General features: G+C 50.3%; 16 protein-coding genes. 7 read left to right on the forward strand and 9 right to left on the reverse strand.

Annotated elements, in window-relative coordinates; genetic code table 11:
- Positions 1-70: 70 nt before the first annotated feature.
- The 4 genes from HMPREF2907_RS07910 to HMPREF2907_RS07925 all read right to left on the reverse strand — a co-directional run bounded on the left by HMPREF2907_RS07910 (position 71) and on the right by HMPREF2907_RS07925 (position 5,040).
- Entirely contained in the window at positions 71-847 is a 777-nt protein-coding gene (locus HMPREF2907_RS07910; RefSeq protein WP_318259061.1) for a DUF4145 domain-containing protein, read from the reverse strand.
- A 161-nt stretch (positions 848-1,008) separates the two neighbouring features.
- A complete protein-coding gene (locus tag HMPREF2907_RS07915) occupies positions 1,009-3,045 on the reverse strand; it encodes a M3 family metallopeptidase (protein ID WP_070681896.1) in 2,037 nt (678 codons plus the stop codon).
- A gap of 244 nt (positions 3,046-3,289) precedes the next feature.
- A complete protein-coding gene (locus HMPREF2907_RS07920; RefSeq protein ID WP_049224115.1) occupies positions 3,290-4,156 on the reverse strand; it encodes a hypothetical protein in 867 nt (288 codons plus the stop codon).
- A 32-nt stretch (positions 4,157-4,188) separates the two neighbouring features.
- Positions 4,189-5,040, reverse strand: a complete 852-nt coding sequence (locus tag HMPREF2907_RS07925) for a mechanosensitive ion channel family protein (RefSeq protein ID WP_003757138.1) — start codon at positions 5,038-5,040, stop codon at positions 4,189-4,191.
- A 303-nt stretch (positions 5,041-5,343) separates the two neighbouring features.
- Between HMPREF2907_RS07925 and HMPREF2907_RS07930 the strand changes: the two genes are divergently transcribed.
- A complete protein-coding gene (locus HMPREF2907_RS07930; protein WP_070681899.1) occupies positions 5,344-5,679 on the forward strand; it encodes a hypothetical protein in 336 nt (111 codons plus the stop codon).
- A gap of 135 nt (positions 5,680-5,814) precedes the next feature.
- Here HMPREF2907_RS07930 and ilvC read toward each other — a convergent pair whose 3' ends face one another.
- The 5 genes from ilvC to HMPREF2907_RS07955 all read right to left on the reverse strand — a co-directional run bounded on the left by ilvC (position 5,815) and on the right by HMPREF2907_RS07955 (position 11,056).
- The gene (gene ilvC, locus HMPREF2907_RS07935) at positions 5,815-6,828 is read right to left on the reverse strand and encodes a ketol-acid reductoisomerase (protein WP_003755457.1); all 1,014 of its coding nucleotides are present in this window, start codon (positions 6,826-6,828) and stop codon (positions 5,815-5,817) included.
- Between the two features lie 73 nt (positions 6,829-6,901).
- Positions 6,902-7,195, reverse strand: coding sequence for a putative quinol monooxygenase (locus tag HMPREF2907_RS07940; protein ID WP_070681903.1), 294 nt, complete (start codon positions 7,193-7,195; stop codon positions 6,902-6,904).
- 61 nt (positions 7,196-7,256) lie between these two features.
- On the reverse strand, positions 7,257-7,748 hold the full coding sequence (ilvN, locus tag HMPREF2907_RS07945) for an acetolactate synthase small subunit (RefSeq protein WP_029609678.1): 492 nt from the start codon (positions 7,746-7,748) through the stop codon (positions 7,257-7,259).
- Between the two features lie 11 nt (positions 7,749-7,759).
- Entirely contained in the window at positions 7,760-9,484 is a 1,725-nt protein-coding gene (ilvB, locus tag HMPREF2907_RS07950; RefSeq protein ID WP_070681907.1) for a biosynthetic-type acetolactate synthase large subunit, read from the reverse strand.
- A 429-nt stretch (positions 9,485-9,913) separates the two neighbouring features.
- The gene (locus tag HMPREF2907_RS07955) at positions 9,914-11,056 is read right to left on the reverse strand and encodes an extracellular solute-binding protein (RefSeq protein WP_003769278.1); all 1,143 of its coding nucleotides are present in this window, start codon (positions 11,054-11,056) and stop codon (positions 9,914-9,916) included.
- A 303-nt stretch (positions 11,057-11,359) separates the two neighbouring features.
- On the opposite strand from HMPREF2907_RS07955, the gene rpsT reads away from it, so the two are divergent.
- From rpsT to lpxH, 6 genes are all read left to right on the forward strand, one after another.
- Entirely contained in the window at positions 11,360-11,623 is a 264-nt protein-coding gene (gene rpsT / locus HMPREF2907_RS07960) for a 30S ribosomal protein S20 (protein WP_002212556.1), read from the forward strand.
- A 240-nt stretch (positions 11,624-11,863) separates the two neighbouring features.
- Positions 11,864-13,084 carry a phospholipase A gene (locus HMPREF2907_RS07965; protein WP_070681910.1) on the forward strand — a complete coding sequence of 407 codons (1,221 nt, stop codon included), beginning with the start codon at positions 11,864-11,866 and terminating at the stop codon, positions 13,082-13,084.
- A gap of 158 nt (positions 13,085-13,242) precedes the next feature.
- The gene (locus HMPREF2907_RS07970; protein WP_070681913.1) at positions 13,243-13,944 is read left to right on the forward strand and encodes a DUF502 domain-containing protein; all 702 of its coding nucleotides are present in this window, start codon (positions 13,243-13,245) and stop codon (positions 13,942-13,944) included.
- 63 nt (positions 13,945-14,007) lie between these two features.
- Positions 14,008-15,816 carry an aspartate--tRNA ligase gene (gene aspS / locus HMPREF2907_RS07975; RefSeq protein ID WP_070681916.1) on the forward strand — a complete coding sequence of 603 codons (1,809 nt, stop codon included), beginning with the start codon at positions 14,008-14,010 and terminating at the stop codon, positions 15,814-15,816.
- A gap of 589 nt (positions 15,817-16,405) precedes the next feature.
- Positions 16,406-17,821, forward strand: coding sequence for a PIG-L deacetylase family protein (locus HMPREF2907_RS07980; RefSeq protein ID WP_070681918.1), 1,416 nt, complete (start codon positions 16,406-16,408; stop codon positions 17,819-17,821).
- 91 nt (positions 17,822-17,912) lie between these two features.
- Positions 17,913-18,620: a UDP-2,3-diacylglucosamine diphosphatase gene (lpxH, locus tag HMPREF2907_RS07985; RefSeq protein WP_070681921.1), complete on the forward strand. Its 708-nt coding sequence runs from the start codon at positions 17,913-17,915 to the stop codon at positions 18,618-18,620.
- Positions 18,621-18,822 lie beyond the last annotated feature (202 nt).

The following is an 18,822-nucleotide window of genomic DNA, read 5'->3' on the forward strand; positions in this document are numbered from 1 at the left end:
AAAAGGTCGTCTGAAACTTTCAGACGACCTCTAATATTTTGGGAAATTGAAATGAGAAAACTACCTGCCGTTACTTTTGAGTAGGTGGGGAGGGAGGATTTTGTACCTGATTTTGCAAGTTCTTTTTATCTTGCGCTTCTGCGGCGTTTCTTGCGTTTTCGGGCATCTGTTCATAAAGATTATTCCACATTTTGGGTTTTGTAATGGTTTCCTCCACAAGGGCGTTGATTAAGTCGAACATTTTTCCGGCAGCCCTATCAAAATCTTCATCTGAAATTTGACCGGGATGTACGGCATTATTTCCGGTAATCCGCAAAGTATCGGCAACTTTGACAACCTGTCCTGAGAATACGCCTTTTTCAACCAGCGACCTGATGTCGTCATTAATGTTTTTCCCTTTTTCTCCCAAGTGGATACATAATTTTTGCAAGCCTAAACGCAGTAATGCCGCCGCTCCTCGAGGGGATTTGATGAAAATTCGGGCGGCTTCTTCGTAATCTTTTTTGACATCCTCAGGCATATCTTCGGCAGGAAGTGGGGCAGAGCCGAAATCAGGGTAGAGCATTGTGCTACTGTCATTTATTTTAGTTACTCGCCAAAAACTATCTTTTTTGCAATGATCACAAATAGCTTGATAATACACACTTGGTTCTTTACTTTGCCATTTCATATGCGCAAATGCCCCGCAATGCGGGCAATTAAAAGCTTTTTTATAAAACTCAGGTGCGGTATATGCTGTCATTTCTGACACCTCCCTATCAATGTTAACAAAACAATATTTATTGGTTTCGATAAAGGCCGTCTGAAAATTTTTCAGACGACCTTTTATATTAAATTCAAAAAACATGCCGTCATTCCCGTGCAGGCGGGAATCCAGACCTGCCCGTACAGGAACTCATCAGGCAAAAACGGTTTCTTTAACTTTATGTTCTGGATTCCCGCCTGCGCGGGAATGACGATTCAGGCATTTTATATTGAATCCGCTAAATTTTTACCTCAACCTTACCGTCACGCCGCGTTGTCGAAGCCGCTGTGGCGCAGCAGTGCGTCTATGCTCGGTTCGCGTCCGCGGAAGGCTTTGAAGGATTCCGCTGCGCTGCGGGAGCCGCCGACGGCGAGGATTTCCTGCCAGAAGCGTTTGCCTGTGGCGGCGACGTCGCCGCTTTCTTCAAAGGCGGCGTAGGCGTCGGCGCTGAGGACTTCCGCCCATGCGTAGCTGTAATAGCCTGCGGAGTAGCCGCCGGCGAAGATGTGGCCGAAGCTGTTGGCGAAGCGGTTGTATTCGGGCGGTTGGATGACGGCGACTTCTTTGCGCACGCTGTCTAAAACCTGTTGCCAGTTTTTCAGACGACTTTCGTTCTCTTCGCTGTAAATGGTCATGTCGAAGAGGGCGAATTCCATTTGGCGGACGAGGAACATGCCGCGTTGGAAGTTTTTGGCGGCGAGCATTTTGTCGAAGAGTTCTTTCGGCAGGGGCTCGCCGGTTTCTTCGTGGGCGGACATTTGTGCCAAGACGTCGTATTCCCAGACGAAGTTTTCCATAAACTGGCTGGGCAGCTCGACTGCGTCCCACTCGACGCCGTTGATGCCGGATACGCCCAGTTCGTCCACTTGGGTGAGCAGGTGGTGCAGGCCGTGGCCGGTTTCGTGGAAGAGGGTGAGGATTTCGTCATGGCTCAGGCGGGCTTCTTTGCCGCCGACGGGCGGGGTGAAGTTGCAGACGAGGTAGGCGGTGGGCAGTTGCAGCGTGCCGTCGGCGAAGCGGCGGCGGCCTTTGTAGTCGTTCATCCACGCGCCGCCGCGTTTGCCTTCGCGGGCGTAGAGGTCCATATAGACGCCGCCTATGGTTTTGCCGTTTTGTTCCAGCTCGAAGTAGCGCACGTCTTTGTGCCAGACGGGAACGGTTTTTTCGGTAAATCCGATGCCGTAGAGTTTTTTGATTTGGGCGAACAGGCCTGCCAGAACTTTGCTGACGGGGAAGTATTTTTTGACTTCGGTTTCGCTGAATGCGTATTTGGCTTCGCGCAGTTTTTCGCTGGCGTAGCTCAAATCCCACGGCTGCGGGTCGGCGAGGTTCAGGCGTTCGCGGGCGAAGGCTTTGACTTCGGCGAGGTCTTTTTCGGCGTAGGGTTTGGCGCGGCGGGCGAGGTCGTGCAGGAAGGTGAGGACTTGTTCGGGGCTGTCGGCCATTTTGGTGAAGAGCGACAGTTCGGCGTAGTTTTTGAAGCCGAGCAGTTTGGCGGTTTGCAGGGCGTTTTCGAGCGTGCGGTCGATGTTGGCGGTGTTGTCGAATTTGCCGTCGTCTGAAAGTTCGCTGGCGCGGGTAACGTAGGCGCGGTAGATTTGTTCGCGCAATTCGCGGTTGTCGGCGTATTGGATGACGGCGAGGTAGTGCGGAATCTGCAAACCGATTTTGTAGCCTGTTTTGCCTTCGCTTTGCGCGGCCGCGGCAAACATGGCGAGCGAGTCTTCGGGGATGCCGACAAGCGGTGCGGCGTCGTCAAAGTAGAGGGCGAAGGCGTCGGTTGCGTCTAAGACGTTTTGCGAGAATTTGGCGGAGAGTTGCGCGCCTTCGGTTTGCAGTTTCGCCAGCTCTGCCTGCTGTTCAGGCGGCAATTCCGCGCCGCTGAGGACGAAATCGCGCAGGTCGTGGTTGAGCTTGGTTTTTTGTGCAGGGGAGAGGGTCTCGAATTCGGGGGAGTTTTTGATTACTTTGAAGCGGTTGTACAGCTCGATGTCTTGTCCGATTTCGGTGAAGAAGACGGTGATTTCGGGCATCAGTTCGTTATAGACGGCGCGCAGTTCGGGCGTGTCGACGACGGAGTTGAGGTGCGACACGACGCCCCAAATCCTGCCGACGCGTTCGGTGATGCCGGTCAGACGCTCGACGGTGTTCGCCCAGTCGGTGTGCGTTTGGGCTTTGACTTCGGCAATCTGCGCGCGCGCTTCGGCGATGGCGGTTTGCAGGGCGGGTTTGATGTCGGCGGTTTGGATGGCGTCGAAACGGGGTTCTTCGCCCAAATGGAGCAGTACGTTGTCGGTCATGGATGGGATTCCTTTGTGTGGGTGGCGGGTTCGGACGGAGGTCGTCTGAAAAATGGCTGCCGCCTGAGTCAATGGGAAAATGGGGATAATGTGTGTCTGGGTTTTAGGTTTGCCGTTCGGGCGAACCGATTGTGTTTTCAGACGACCTGTTTGGATTCGGGGTCGTCTGAAAACGACGGGGCAAACAATAGGGGAGATATAGTGCCATCGCGTCAGGCTTAAAGCGTCTTTCCCTGTTTTTACGCTATTCCGCGCCGCGCGGGTTGGATTTGAGCGGGGCGGCGAGGTCGAGGCTCATCGGTGTGCCCGCAGGGGCGAAAACGGCTTGTGCGATATTGGTTTGCAACGAATCGGCAAACGCGCCGCGGTAGATTTTCGCGCCTTGGTGGGTCAGGTTGGATTGTACGTCGACATAGACTTCACCGCCGATTTGCTGCCACAGGCGGCAGAACGTGTAGTCTTCGGAAAGGTAGCGTTTGCTTTCGGGATCGACCATGCAGTCGAAGAAGCGGTAGTGCAGCCCTTTGTCTTCGCGCTTGTAGTCGCTGTCGGAGATGTAGTTCAGCTCGGGGTAGGCTGCCATCATTTTTTCGAACACGCTGCGTTTGATGACCATGAATCCGGTCGGTGCGTCGTCGACTTTCATAAAGCCTTCTTCATCGACGCGCAGCACGATTTCGCCGTTTTCGTTTTTATCGCCTGTGTTGACGGTGTAGGCGGTGTACATCCGCTCGAAATCCGCTTGGGTCGTGCCGGCGGGAACGCCTTCATCAGGCCAGTTTTCGCGTTTCAGCGGATAAATGCCGGCAACGACGTCTTTATCCGCCAAAAGCAGGCGGTAGAACGCTTCGGCGGAAAAGCCGATGTCGGAGTCTATCCAGAAGAGGTGCGTCCATTCTTTGTTTTCTAAAAAAGTCGCCACGCAATTATTGCGCGCGCGGGTAATCAGGCTCTCGCCGCGCTGCATCATCACTTGCAGCGGCCAGCCGTTTTGCGCGCTGGTGTTGACGATGTTGAGCAGCGAAAGGACGTAATTATGGAAATATTTCCCGTCGTGGCTGGGGGTCATAATGACGGGGTACATTTGCGTAAGGGCGGATTCGGGCAACATAGTATTTTCCTGATTATTAATAGATTATGGGGTTAAGCTTGAGGGTTTAGCAGGCGGTATTGTACGCGCAAAAACTCATCCAATACCGCCTGCTGGATTTCTAAACGCTTCGCCACGGGCGAGGCATAGCGCACGATGATAAGGTACACCTTGTCGTCATGCGGCACGCGGGTTACGCGCGGCTGGGCGGCAGGGGTGATAAACAGCTTCTCCGCCTGCACGTTTTCCAAATGCCGCTGGATGGCGGGTACATAAGGTTGGCACAAAGGTTCGAGTACGGCTTTCAGACGACCTACAATCACATCCGAATCCAAATGAATCGGCACGGGAATCTCCACCGTATGAATCACATAATCGCCCAAAATATTGTCGCGGCGGACGGAATGGTTCAAAAGCAGGCTGTTGGGAAACGAAAGCGTTTTACCCGAAAGCTGCCCGACCAGCGGGTTCGGGCCGATCTGCATCATCAACGTGTTCAAAAGATTAATATCGACCACACGCCCGCGCAGGCCGTTGACCTCGATATAGTCGCCGACCGAATATTGTTTCGTTACCGAGCGCAAAATGCTGCCCGACAAACACATAATCAGTTCCTTCGTCGCCACCACAATCGCCGCCGCTACGGCAAACATCGACAGCGCCAACGTCTGAATTTGTGTCGCCCAAATTACCGCCAGCCCGAAAATCGTCAAAATCAGCGTCAGATTGCGGCTGAGTACCAAAGAGCGGCGTTTTTCCTCGATGCTGTAATGCGGGTGGCGGCGCAGATACAGTTTCAGCAAAACGCCCCGCAAAACCAGCAGCGCCATGACCATCAGCACCGATTCCACCACTTCCTCGCGTACCGGCAGAGTATGCAGCCATTGCCGTACTGTGTCCCACATAGTGTAAAAATCCTATATTTATCTTGATATTGTTTTCAGACGACCTATACGCATTATCGGCACGGACTGCCGAGTCGTCTAAGAAATGACATTATAAATGATAACGAATGGGGAGGTCGTCTGAAACATCCGCAAGAGTCATAACATCGAAATGGCGCGTTCAGACGACCTTTAAAGCCTATAATGATATACCGTAACACTATGTTAATAAAGAGAAATTTGTTTACCGAGCTGCCAAAAAAGGATAACATAGAGACCGTAACCTAAAGGGTTTGAATTAACCATCGATAACGAGGAATCAAAATGACTTGCAAAATCCACGATCATCACGACCATACCCATGGCGCCGGTTGCGGCCATACCGCCATCAAACATGACGACCACACCGACTATCTGCACGACGGCCACCTGCACCACGAACACAACGGTCATTACGACGAACACAGCTTAAGCGTCAATGAAACCAACCCTGAAGGCTGCCATCCCGTCGATACCTGCAACGGTCACGTTCACGGCGAAGGCTGCGGCCACGAAGCCGTACCGCACGGCGATCACACCGACTACATCGTCAACGGTCGCCTGCACCACCAACACGGCGACCACTGCGACGATCACGGTCCGGTTGAGATTGTGAAGTAAGCAGTTTTTAAAGCTTAGGTATAAAAAGGTCGTCTGAAATACATTTAGGTTTTCAGACGACCTTTTTACACTGTGTATGACAAAAAACCTGCCCGAATCGTCGGGCAGGTTTGCTTATGGCTGAACCGAGTCGGATTAGTTTTTGTCCAAATCGACTAGTTTGTTTTTGGCAATCCAAGGCATCATGGAGCGCAGTTGTGCGCCTACTTTTTCGATTTGGTGGTCGGCAGTCAGGCGGCGGCGGGCGGTCATGCTGGCGTAGTTGACGGCACCTTCTTGGATGAACATTTTGGCGTATTCGCCAGTTTGGATGCGTTTGAGGGCGTTGCGCATGGCTTCGCGGGATTTGTCGTTAATGACTTCCACGCCGGTAACGTATTCGCCGTACTCCGCGTTGTTGGAAATGGAGTAATTCATGTTGGCGATGCCACCTTCGTAAATCAGGTCAACAATGAGCTTCATTTCGTGCAGGCATTCGAAGTATGCCATTTCGGGCGCGTAGCCTGCTTCGGTCAGGGTTTCGAAGCCGGTTTTGATCAATTCGACCACGCCGCCGCACAATACGGCTTGTTCGCCGAAGAGGTCGGTTTCGGTTTCTTCGCGGAAGTTGGTTTCAATCACGCCGCCTTTGGTGCCGCCGTTGGCTGCTGCGTAAGACAGGGCGATGTCGCGCGCTTTGCCACTTTTATCTTGGTAAACGGCGATCAACGAAGGTACGCCGCCGCCTTTCAGGAATTCGCTGCGTACGGTATGGCCGGGGCCTTTGGGGGCGACCATAATCACGTCCAAGTCGGCGCGCGGTACGATTTGGTTATAGTGGACGTTGAAGCCGTGTGCGAAAGCGAGTACCGCGCCTTGTTTCAGATTGGGCTCGATTTCGTTTTTATAGACGACGGGTTGGTTTTCGTCGGGCAGCAGAATCATCACTACGTCTGCTTTTTTGGTGGCATCGGCTACGGACAATACTTCGAAGCCGGCTGCTTCTGCTTTTTTCCAAGAGCCGCCTTGGCGCAGGCCGACTACTACGTTTACGCCTGAATCTTTCAGGTTGGCTGCGTGGGCGTGGCCTTGTGAGCCGTAGCCGATGATGGCGACGGTTTTACCTTTGATCAGGGACAGGTCGGCGTCTTTATCGTAATAAACTTGCATTTGATTTCCTTTGGATAAAATGGGTTCCGGCTTTGCGTTGAGGATGCCGGACAGTTGGATTGAGGGTAAAGGGTTAAACAGAGAGTTCTTCCATCAAAACGATTTCGAGCGCGTCGGTTTTGCCGTCGATGGCTTTAACGAAACCTTGGAAATGTTCGCTGGCGTTGTGCGCATCGATGGCCGCCTGAGATTTCCAGTTTTCGACGAAGACGAAACGGTTGGGTTTGCCGATTTCCTGATGCAGATCGTAGCTGATGTTGCCTTCTTCCGCGCGGCTGGCTTTGACCAGGCTTTGGAACAAGGGTTTCAGCGTTTCTGTATGTTCAGGTTTGACGGTAACCAGTGCGACGATTTTAATGTTTGACATCAATCTCTCCTGCCGTTTTTGTTTTCAGACGACCTATCGGGTCGTCTGAAAACTGACGGTGTTAAATTTTCAAAATACGCTCGCCGCGACCGATACCGGCTGCGCCTGTGCGTACGGTTTCCAAAATCTGGGCGCGTCCGACCGTTTCGAGGAAGGAGTCGAGTTTGTCGGTTGAGCCTGTGATTTCAATGGTGTAGCTGCGGTCGGTTACGTCGATGATGCTGCCACGGTAGATTTCGGTCAGACGTAAAAATTCGTCGCGGTCTTTGCCGACGGCGCGGACTTTTACCAGCATCAATTCGCGTTCGACAAAACGGCTTTCGTTCAAATCGACCACTTTGATTACCTCAATCAATTTATTGAGTTGCTTGGTGATTTGTTCGATGACTTGCTCGTCGCCGTGGGTAACGATGGTCATGCGCGAGAGGGTTTTGTCTTCGGTCGGGGCTACAGCCAAGGAGTCGATGTTGTAGTCGCGAGCGGAGAAAAGACCGACCACGCGGCTCATCGCGCCTGATTCGTTTTCCATCAGAACAGATAAGATATGTCGCATTGTCGTTCTCCTTACGCTTTCGGGTTTTCGCGCATGTGCGGCGGCAGAACCATTTCGTCCAAACCTTTGCCGTTGCCGACCATGGGCAGCACGTTTTGTTTCTTATCGGTCAAGAAGTCGATAAATACCAGACGGTCTTTTTGTTTGACCGCTTCCAAAAGCGCGCCTTCAACATCGGATTTTTTGTCCACGCGGATACCGATGTGCCCGTATGCTTCCGCCAGTTTGACGAAATCGGGCAGGGAATCGAAATAGGTTTCCGATTCACGGTTGCCGTAATATAGCTCCTGCCATTGGCGAACCATGCCGAGGTAGCCGTTGTTTAGGGTAACGACGTTAATCGGGACATGGTATTGGAAGCAGGTGGACAATTCCTGGATGTTCATCTGAATCGAACCTTCGCCCGTAATACAGAATACGTCTTGGTCGGGAGCGGCAAGTTTCGCACCCAGCGCATACGGCAGCCCTACGCCCATCGTACCCAAGCCGCCGGAATTGAGCCATTGGCGCGGGCGTTCGAACGGATAATATTGCGCCGCGAACATTTGGTGTTGTCCCACGTCCGAAGTGATGATGGCGGAATTGCCGGTAACTTCGGCAAGTTTCTGCACGACATATTGCGGTTTGATGATTTCGCTGTCGTTGTCAAACCACAGGCAGTTGCGCGAACGCCATTCTTCGATGTTTTTCCACCATTTATCCAAAGAGTCGGCGGCAGGCGCATCCTGTTTGCCCCACAAGGCAATCATTTCGGACAAGACGTTTTTCACGTCGCCGACAATCGGAATATCGACTTTGACGCGTTTGGCGATGCTGGACGGGTCAACATCAATGTGAATGACTTTTTTGGCTTTTTCAAAGAATTTGGACGGAACGGAGACGACACGGTCGTCAAAACGCGCGCCCACTGCCAACACGACATCTGCGTTTTGCATGGCGAGGTTGGCTTCGTAAGTGCCGTGCATACCCAGCATGCCCAAGAATTGGAGGTCGCTTGAAGGGTACGCGCCCAGCCCCATCAGCGTGCCGGTACACGGTGCGCCCGTCATGCGGACAAACTTCGTCAGCTCTTCCGAAGCATTGCCCAATACCACGCCGCCGCCGAAATAAACGACCGGACGTTTGGCGGAAGCCAACATTTGGACGGCTTTTTTAATCTGCCCGATATGGCCTTGCACGACAGGTTGGTAAGAGCGGATAAAGATGTCTTCCTGCGGATAGCTGAATTTCGCCATCGCCTGCGTTACATCTTTGGGAATATCGACTACGACCGGACCGGGTCGGCCGCTGGCGGCGATTTGGAATGCCTTTTTAATGGTCTCGGCAAGCTCGTTGACGTTGGTTACCAAGAAATTGTGTTTGACGCACGGACGGGTAATGCCGACCGTATCCACCTCTTGAAACGCATCCGTACCGATGAGCGAATTGCCGACCTGTCCGCTGATGACCACCATCGGAATCGAATCGCTGTATGCGGTGGCAATGCCTGTCAGCGCATTGGTCACGCCCGGACCGGAAGTAACCAGCGCGACGCCAACTTTGCCGCTGACGCGCGCATACGCATCTGCCGCGTGTACCGCCGCCTGCTCGTGTCGGGTCAGGATGTGCTTGAATTTATTGAGTTGGAAAATAGCGTCGTAGATTTCGATGACTGCGCCGCCCGGATAGCCGAAAACATACTCTACACCTTCGGCTTTGAGACTTTGCACTATGATTTGTGCACCTGATAATTGCATAATGACCTCTTTTATACGGCTTCAAACCAATAGGGGCAACCCGCCTCGCCACAGCACCTGTAATGCAAGCCCTCCAAGCAGCGGTTTAGGGTACGCGCATTGAAGGAACACGGCGACAGTCAGACTGTCCAATCAATTGGAATGAAACACAGAGTTTATGAATGAAAGAATGCAAACGATAACGCAAACCGCCTGTTCAATCAAGACAAAATCTTTCATCTTTTAACGTTGTTTGAATATTGTGAAGATTGCTTTTTGATTTTTATAGGATAAATATGATTTGGGTTTCTTGGATCTTGTATCTTCGTTCATAAAATTGTTGACATTTTGAAGCTGGATTGCAAGTTGCCTTCTTCAGTTCGATTAATAAGCAAAGGTCGTCTGAAAACTCCAATTCAAGATTTTCAGACGACCTTTCACTTCAAAACATCAGTTTGAACCGACTTTAATCTTCTGCCACAGATTAACCGACAGTTTCTTCGCATCCGAACTCATTTGCGGCATCACAAAACCGTCTTTCATATCCTGAGCATTCGGGAAGATGGAGCGGGTGTTAACCAACTCGGCAGGCATTTTCTCGCGTGCCGGTTTGCTTGCAGGCGCAAAGGTAACGGCAATGCCGTTTTTCGCAGCCACTTCGGGATCAAGCGTATAGTTGATGTATTTGTGGGCATTGGCAATGTTTTTCGCATCGGCGGGAATCAGCCAAGATTCAATCCAGAAGCCCATACCCTTCGGCGTCAACACTTCGATGCCGACATTGTTTTTCACTTCTTCGGAACGCGCTTTCGCCAAGTTCAAGTCGCCTCCGTTACCGGCCGCAAGACAGATGTCGCCGCGCGCCAGTTCGTCAATGATGGACGGACTGAAACGTTTTACATCAGGACGGATGGCTTTCAGCACTTCCGCCGCCGCTTTCAAATCATCAGGATTTGTGCCTTTGGGGTCTTTACCCAAATAATTCAGTAAAATTGGGAACATCTCGCTCGGCGTGTCCCACAAGGCGATACCGCATGATTTCAGCTTGTTGGTGTATTCAGGCTTGAACAGCAAATCCCAACCGTTTTCAGGCAGCTTGCCGCCCAAAAGTTCTTTGCCCTTCGCCGTAATTGCCAAAGTGTTGACGCCGGAGAAATAAGGAACGGCATACTGGTTGCCCGGGTCGGCAGTTTCCAGCATTTTCAACAATTCGGGATCGATGTTTTTGTAATTGGGAATCAGGTCTTTATTGATTTTTTGATAAGCACCCGCTTCGATTTGACGGGGCAGGAAGGCGATGCCGGGAACGACCAAGTCATAGCCGGATTTGCCGGTCAGCATTTTGGCTTCGAGGGTTTCGTTGTTTTCGTAAAGGTCGTAGGTCAGCTTCAGCTTATTGGCTTTTTTGAAGTCTTCAACGGTGCTCTCGTCAACGTAGTTCGACCAGTTGTAGATGTTCAAAGTATCGGTGGCGGCTGCTTCGGCATTGGCAGCAGGCGCGCTGCCTGCTTGAGGTTGCTCGGTTTTTTTCTCGCCACCGCCGCAAGCGGCCAGCGATAATGCCGCCAATACGGCTAATACGGATTTTTTCATACGGGCAGATTCCTGATGAAAGATTGTTAACAGAAAATGAACACTCTGCACCCCATCAATACCCCGGCGCAAAGCGGGGCTATTGTAATGGAAGTAAGTGAGAACTCAAAGCAATATCTGACTGATTTTTATTGAAATAAGGCGCGATTTCTCAGACTCGGGAAAACGGCGTTGCACAAGATGTCGTTTTTGGGCAAAATACGGGCGATTTGCGCGCGCGAACAGAGAAAATACTTGCATATAGAGGAATCTGTCTTTAAAATTGCGCGTTTACAGAATTTATTTTTTCAGGAGATATTCAATATGGCAAACAGCGCACAAGCCCGCAAACGTGCCCGCCAATCGGTTAAACAACGCGCCCACAACGCCAGCCTGCGTACTGCATTCCGTACCGCGGTGAAAAAAGTGTTGAAAGCAGTTGAAGCCGGCGACAAAGCTGCTGCTCAAGCAGTTTACCAAGAGTCCGTCAAAGTCATCGATCGTATCGCTGACAAAGGCGTATTCCACAAAAACAAAGCAGCCCGCCATAAGAGCCGTCTGTCTGCCAAAGTAAAAGCATTGGCTTAATCTTTTTCGCCCATCACCTTGGCGTGTTACCGCGTCGGGACAGGCAAGCAGATAACGATGCCCCTGAGGTCTTAACCTTTCAGGGGCATTGCCGTATGTGGTGCAAGTTGATGTAAACTTTTCAGACGACCTGCCGTAAAGCAGACGCAAGGCAGTAAAATGCGGCTTGATCTGCTTTTCAAACGATTAATCCCGATGTTCAGGCAAAAGGTCGTCTGAAAACACCTAATCGGCAATCCCATGAATGAAATGATGAACAAGATGTTGAAACACAATTTGGCGCAAAGCAATGCCCTAAAGAACAAAAAACCGTCATTCTCCAAATGTCGGCGCGCTTTGATGCTTATCTTTGTCGGCGGAGTCGCCGCCCCTGTCGCCTATGCCGACACGGCTTTGCAATGCACCTCCATTCAAGACAATGCCACCCGTTTGGCGTGTTACGACAGCATTTACTCGGCACAACTGCCGCCGCAAGCACCGCTGCCCGTCATTCGTGAAGAAGCCGCCAAAGCACCGGTCGATTTGCCCAAAACCATCAGCACCAGCCGTGAGAAAAAGGCGGCGACGATTGTGTTTGACGAAAATAAAGAGCAATCCACCCTTTCGGAAGACAATCTCCGCACCGCAGCCGATGCCTACACGCCGCTGAGCCTGATGTACGATTTGGACAAAAACGACTCGCGCGGCTTGTTGAGCGTGCGCGAACACAATCCCATGTACCTGATGCCCGCATGGTACAACAGCTCGCCCAACCTCCATCCCCATTCCCCTTCGCGCGGCACGACCAATCAGGAAAAATTCAGCGAACAGAAACACATAGAAACCAAACTGCAAGTTTCGTTCAAAAGCAAAATCGCCGAAGATTTGTTTAAAACCCGCGCGGATTTGTGGTTCGGCTATACCCAAAAATCCGATTGGCAGATTTACAACCAAGGCAGAAAATCCGCGCCGTTCCGCAATACCGATTACGAACCCGAAATCTTCCTGACCCAGCCCGTGAAGGCAGATTTGCCGTTCGGCGGCAAACTGCGGATGGTCGGCGCAGGCTTCGTCCACCAATCCAACGGACAAAGCCGCCCCGAATCCCGCTCATGGAACCGCGTTTACGCATTGGCGGGGATGGAATGGGGCAAACTGACCGTCATCCCGCGCGTGTGGATGCGCGCCTTTGATCAGACCGGCGAAAACAACGACAATCCCGACATTACCGACTATATGGGTTATGGCGATTTGAAGCTGCAATACCGTCTGAACGACAAACAAAATATTTCGTCCCTGCTGCGCTACAATCCCAAAACCGGACACGGCGCGGTTGAAGCCGCCTATACTTTCCCGATTAAAGGCAAACTCAAAGGCGTCGTGCGCGGCTTTCACGGCTACGGCGAAAGCCTGATTGATTACAACCACAAACAAAACGGCATTGGCATCGGCCTGATGTTCAACGACTGGGACGGAATTTGACGCCCAACCCCGTTTTCAGACGACCTTTTAAACCATGTTGCACACAGGTCGTCTGAAAGCAAAACAAACACCCTTCCCATATTAAAAACACTCGTTTCCTATCGCCCAAACGCGTATAATGCAACGTTTGTGCGATATTTGTCGGAATGACACAGAAGATGACAGAACAAACGGCCGAAGGCGGAAAAGTTGCCAAGGCATTAAAAAAATATCTGATTACAGGCATGTTGGTATGGCTGCCGATAGCCGTAACCATTTGGGCGGTCAGCTATATCATATCAGCCGCCGACCGGCTGATCAGCCTGCTGCCCGAGCAATGGCAGCCACAATATTTCTGGGGATTCAACATTCCCGGCTTGGGCATTATTGCCGCCATCGTCGTCTTATTTCTGACCGGCGTGTTCGCCGCCAACGTTTTGGGGCGTCAAATCCTCGCCGCATGGGACAGCCTGTTGGGACGGATTCCCGTCGTCAAGTCCATCTATTCCAGCGTCAAAAAAGTATCCGAGTCCCTGCTCTCCGACAGCAGCCGCTCGTTCAGAACGCCCGTGCTGGTTCCGTTCCCTCAACCCGATATTTGGACGATTGCCTTTGTATCAGGGCATATTCCCGACAAACTCAAAGGCAGCCTGCCGCACGATGACGACTATCTTTCCGTCTATGTGCCGACCACGCCCAATCCGACCGGCGGCTATTACATCATGGTGAAAAAAAGCGACGTGCGCGAACTCGATATGAGCGTGGACGAAGCATTGAAATATGTGATTTCGTTGGGCATGGTGATGCCGGATGAAGTTCGGGTCAAGGCTTTGGCAAAACACAGGTCGTCTGAAAACGGCGATACAGAACAAAACAATTAAGGTGTCTTTTTTCAGACGACCTTTTCCTTCTTTTCAAATTGAACAATATAAAAAGGTGATTTTATGCGTACCAACTATTGCGGCCTGATCAGCGAGCAATACTTAGACCAAACCGTAACCGTCAAAGGCTGGGTACACCGCCGGCGCGACCACGGCGGTGTGATTTTTATCGACCTGCGCGACCGTGAAGGCATCGTCCAAGTCGTGATTGACCCCGATACGCCCGAAGCGTTTGCCACTGCCGATTCCGCCCGCAACGAATACGTTTTGAGCATTACCGGCCGCGTGCGCAACCGTCCCGAAGGCACGACCAACGACAAAATGATTTCCGGCAAAATCGAAATCCTTGCCAAAGAAATCGAAGTCTTGAACGCCGCCGCTACGCCGCCGTTCCAAATCGATGACGAAAACATCAGCGAAAACGTGCGCCTGACCAACCGCGTTATCGACCTGCGCCGTCCGGTAATGCAGCACAACCTGCGCCTGCGTTATCAAGTCGCTATGGGCGTTCGCCGTTATCTGGACGCGCAAGGCTTCATCGACATCGAAACCCCGATGCTGACCCGCTCTACTCCAGAAGGCGCGCGCGACTACCTCGTGCCGAGCCGCGTTCATCCGGGCGAGTTTTTCGCTCTGCCGCAATCGCCGCAATTGTTCAAACAACTGTTGATGGTGGCGGGTTTCGACCGTTACTACCAAATTACCAAGTGCTTCCGCGACGAAGACTTGCGCGCCGACCGCCAGCCTGAATTCACCCAAATCGACTTGGAAACCTCGTTCTTGAACGAGGATGAAATCATGGACATCACCGAAGGCATGGCAAAACAAGTCTTCCAAGACGCGCTGGGCGTGGATTTGGGCGATTTCCCGCGTATGCCTTACGCCGAAGCCATGTTCTACTACGGCTCCGACAAACCCGATATGCGCATCAACCTGAAATTCACCGAGCTGACTGACTTGATGAAGACCGAAGAATTCAAAGTCTTCCGTGGCGCAGCCGACATGAAAGGCGGCCGCGTGGTTGCCCTGCGCGTACCGAACGGCGCGAAATTCAGCCGCAAGGAAATCGACGAATACACTAAATTTGTCGGCATCTACGGCGCGAAAGGTTTGGCGTACATCAAAGTGAACGACGTCAGCAACCTCTCCAACGGCGAAGACAGCGGCCTGCAATCTCCAATCGTGAAATTCCTGTCTGAAAACGCCCTGAAAGAAATCATTGCCCGTACCGGCGCGCAAAACGGCGACATCATCTTCTTCGGCGCAGACAAAGCCAAAGTCGTGAGCGAAGCCATCGGCGCGCTGCGTATCAAAGTCGGTTTGGAACACGGCGCGGAAAACGGCTACTTCGTGGACGAATGGAAACCTTTGTGGGTTGTTGATTTCCCGATGTTCGAATACGACGAAGACGGCGACCGCTGGGCAGCCATGCACCATCCGTTCACCTCGCCCAAGCCAGGCCATGAAGACTTGATGTCGTCTGATCCTGAAAACTGCCTGGCACGCGCCTACGATATGGTGTTGAACGGCTGGGAAATCGGCGGCGGTTCTATCCGTATCCACCGTGCCGACGTACAGGAAAAAGTGTTCGCCGCACTGAAAATCAGCCCCGAAGAGCAACAGGAAAAATTCGGCTTCCTCCTGGACAACCTGAAATTCGGCGCGCCTCCGCACGGCGGTTTGGCATTCGGCCTCGACCGTCTGGTAACGCTGATGACCGGCGCCGAATCCATCCGCGACGTGATTGCCTTCCCGAAAACCCAACGCGCCCAATGTCTGCTGACCAACGCACCGAATGCGGTGGACGACAAACAACTGCGCGAATTGAGCTTGCGCCTGCGTCAAAAAGCGACCGAAAATAAAGAAGCGTAATTTTTAAAAGCAGGTGGGCAACACCTGAGAGTCAAAAGGTCGTCTGAAACCTATTACACGGGTTTCAGACGACCTTTTTCATTGTTTGGCCAAGAAGTTAGGTTGAACGTTTCATTTATCTGATTTGTTGAATAGAAGTACGCCATGATTTTGTGAAAACTGTTATTCGCGAGCGGTTGAAGCAAATGTTAGCGCTTGAAGAATATGAATATGGTCCGATTGCGGTTGCAAAAAAAATTCTCTAGGCTTTTTTTGAAAATGTGATTTTTGCAAATATATGACAATGTACGTTATTGATTATATATATCGACACAGCAAATGTGTGGCAATAATATCTATCTGATAATATTATGAATTTTATGTATTTTATGAATTTTATGAATTTTATATTAGCAGACGGGGGTTTTGAAGAACTTAAAATTAATTTGAAGCTTGTGTAATATTGATAAATATAAGAAAATTTTCAAATATTACATTTAGATTTTTGTAAATCTCTCATTCAACAAAGAAATCACTATAAAAATGCTAAATGTATGAATTTACAAATTCACAAATGTAATATTTTAAAAAATAATTACAGGGGTTAAGAATGTCATTATTTACAATGCTTGCAGTATTGATAATTGGGTTGGTGTGCTTCTTGATAATAATTATGAGAATGCACATGAAACGCTTTGCTTATGACGTTACAAAGGATTATCGCTATGACTGTTTGCCACAGCATTTCGTGTCGAAATTAGAGGAGGGGGTTATTAAGCTACCTCAAGAAGTGGATATTAATGATACGGTCTTGGCTGCGGTCAGTGTTGAAACTTCTTTGTTGGGCAAATGGTTGTTGCCCTATATTGAGATTGAAACCCGCAAAGGTATTTGGAAACATTACATCGAATTTGGCGGTAGAGGCGTGAGATATTTGAACTTCAGCGATATGTTTGATGCTGAAAGTCGGGAAATTTCCTTGAGGAGCAGAAGGGTCTTGTTGAAAAATCAGGAAGTCAGACTGACTGTTTATCCGCGTATGTCTTTGGATGATAAAAAAATCCTAGTGCTTGCGCCGCACGCTGACGATGCGGAGTTGGCAGCTTACGGCCTGTATGAAAAATATGCTGAAAATTCGATGGTGGTAACGGTAACGGCAAGCGAAGCAGGGCGTTTCCATTATGAAAACCTTTTCTGCAAACGCTGTCCTACGGAAACTAAGGAGCAATATTTGGAAAAGGGGCGGATGCGGGTCTGGAACAGTCTGACCGTTCCGCTTTTGGCAGGGGTATCGTCTGAAAACATTTTGCAGCTCGGTTTTTTTGATACAACGCTGAAAACTTTATACAACCACCCTGAACGTGAAATTCCTTCTGCGAAGCTGGAAACGGCAGATGTGGGTATTTTCCGGAGAGCCAATAAGTCTGTTATATCAGAGGGTTTGCACGGTGGTTCGAATTGGCATGATTTGGTGGACAATATGGCTTACGTCATCGAATCATTCCGTCCTGATGTTATCGTTACGCCTTCGCCGAATATTGATGTCCATACCGATCATCAATGTACTACCATCGCCGCTGTCGAGGCATTGAGAAAGTTGAATTACACCAACGGTTCGCTGTTTTTATATACGGTTCACTATTTGACCGACGATTATCCTTTGGGGAATGTCGGTGCTGCGTTGAGCCTGCCGCCGTTTTTTAGCGAAGAAGACAGTAGCGATATGTTGTATTTCCATTCAATTTATTCCCATCCCGTTGATAAAAAAACGCAAAACCATAAATTGTTGGCATTGGATGCGATGAACGATATTCGTCCGAATGCGCGTAACTACATGGATTGGAAACATGTATTACGTAGAGGTCTGAGCCTGCTGTATCACGATCTTACCTCTATCCGTTCGGATCTGATCAACCGATTTGTCCGCAGTAATGAGTTTTTTTATGTTGTTCCTATCAGTGATGTCCACAATCAGGAGACTTACCAGAAAATTATTTCTCGAGGCGGGAAGAATCACCTTCATTGATCCGATCTGAAATGTTTTCAGACGACCTTTAAATATACAAAGGTCGTCTGAAAACCTATAATGGCCTGAGATTTCATATATTGCAGCCGTTATGCCGACTTATTTTATTGCTGATTTACACCTGAGTGAAACCCGTCCTGAGTTGACCGAGCTGTTTTTGCGTTTCATGCGCGAAAAAGCACCGTCTGCGAGGGCGGTTTATATTTTGGGCGACCTATTTGATTTTTGGATAGGGGACGACGAACATTCCGAATTGACGGATACCGTTTCCCGTGCCGTCCGTAACGTTGCAGAGGGCGGGGTGGAATGTTTTTTTGTTCACGGAAACCGTGATTTCCTGATAGGTGGGAAGTTCGCAAGGCAAGCGGGCATGGTACTGCTGCCGGAATATTCTGTCGTCGATTTATACGGTACGCCGGCTTTGATTTGCCACGGTGATACTTTGTGTACCGATGATGTGCGTTATCAGAAATTCAGGAAAACAGTTCATCAAAAATGGTTGCAACGGTTGTTTCTCATGTTGCCCCTCAAGCTGCGTTTAAATATTGCGCGTAAAATCCGCCATACCAGTAAGCACGACAAGCAATATAAGGCTGCTGAAATTATGGATGTCAATCCCAAGTTTACCTCTGATACCGTCCAAAATTACGGCGTCAGCTTGCTGATTCACGGACATACGCACCGCGAACATATCCACGAAGAGAACGCATATACGCGTATTGTGCTGGGAGATTGGCGTAGCGACTATGCTTCTATATTGGAAGTCGATGAGTACGGATACAGGTTTGTTGAGTTATAGATGTTTGATTTGCAAATGTTGAAAATATAAAAGGTCGTCTGAAAGTTTTCAGACGACCTTTTTAATGACGGAAAATCAAAGTCGGATTATTTCTGGCAGGGTTTAAACTGCCATCCGCTCTTTGCAGGTCAGTTTTGCGTCTATCCAATCGTTTCCTCCGGGTAAGACTATTTGAGACCTTTGCAAAATTCCCCAAAATCCC

Origin of the sequence: Neisseria sp. HMSC055H02 (assembly GCF_001813335.1) — a bacterium.
GTDB lineage: Bacteria > Pseudomonadota > Gammaproteobacteria > Burkholderiales > Neisseriaceae > Neisseria > Neisseria sicca_C.